The 1,282-nt window shown below is 43.4% G+C and carries 1 protein-coding gene; it reads left to right on the forward strand.

Features of this window, described 5'->3' with window-relative positions:
• The first annotated feature begins 197 nt into the window (after positions 1-197).
• Positions 198-1,268: an ISAs1 family transposase gene (locus GC130_RS25485; RefSeq protein WP_193218012.1), complete on the forward strand. Its 1,071-nt coding sequence runs from the start codon at positions 198-200 to the stop codon at positions 1,266-1,268.
• The last annotated feature ends 14 nt before the right edge of the window (positions 1,269-1,282 follow it).

Raw genomic sequence — 1,282 nt, forward strand, 5'->3', positions numbered from 1 at the left:
GCAGGGCAAACGCATTTAAAAAAAGCTGGGGTTGTTGTTGGATATTAGAGTCAGCAAGACCTTGCGGCCTTGGCAGAGGTCTCATATTTGATTATATTTTTTTTTTAAAATGCGGCTCCGTCTGAGCCACTTTAGCAGGAGCTAATTTAGTTCATTAGAGCGTTATTTCCGATGGTTTTATGGCTATTTTGGGGCAAATGAAAGACCCCAGAAGAACATCGAAGGGCAACCTGAAGCATTCCCTGATCGACATTTTGTTCCTTGTAGTCTCTGCCGTAGTAAGCGGTTGCAACGATTGGGAGTCGATAGAGGTATTTGGAGAGAGTCAGTTGGAGTGGTTACGAAAGTTTTATCCTTACAAGCATGGCATCCCTTCCCATGACACTATGAATAGGGTTTTTTCTGCGCTGGACCCCAAAGTTTTCGGTGAAAAGTTCATAGAATGGACACAACAAGTATGTAAGTTAACAGAAGGGGAACTGGTCGCTATTGATGGCAAGACAATCCGCAGGTCGTATGACAGCCATCGGGAGCAAGCAGCCTTCCATGTAGTATCAGCCTATGCGGCAAAGAACAGAATTTGCCTGGGGCAGGTACTCACCTCACAAAAAAGTAATGAAATCACTGCCATTCCCGCTTTGCTCGATATGCTTTTTCTTAAAGGAACAACTGTAACCATTGATGCAATGGGCTGCCAGAAGAGTGTGGTCGAAAAAATCGTTTCCAAAAAAGCAGACTACCTTATAGCTGTTAAAAACAACCAAAAGACTCTTTTCGAGCAAATAGATAAATTATTTACCATCACACAGCCAGCTTCTGTAGATGAGCAAACAGGCATCGATCATGGAAGAGTGGAAGCAAGGAAATGCACTATCATTACTGATTTGACCTTTTTTGATGAGAGTAAAGCCTGGGCAGGCATCAAAGGAGTAGTGAAGATAGAAACTGAACGGCATATCAAATCGTCAGGAGTTACCACTAAAGAAAGCAGGTTCTATATCACCAGCCATCAGGGGCAGGCGGCCAAGATCAACCAAATGGTCAGAGAGCACTGGTCAATAGAAAACAAGCTGCACTGGATGCTTGACGTAGTCTTCGGTGAAGACAGCTCTAGGCGCAGAACCGGCAATAGTGCCACCAATTTCAATATTATCTCTAAAGTGGCACTGGCTCTTATTGAAAGAACACCTCACAAAAAGTCTAAGAGACAGAGAAGGTTTAAAGCAGGATTTGATCCAGTGTTCAGAGAAAAAGTCCTCAATCTTTAAATGCGTTTGCCCTG

The organism is Imperialibacter sp. EC-SDR9, from assembly GCF_902498805.1.
In the GTDB taxonomy this organism is placed as follows: Bacteria; Bacteroidota; Bacteroidia; order Cytophagales; family Cyclobacteriaceae; genus Imperialibacter.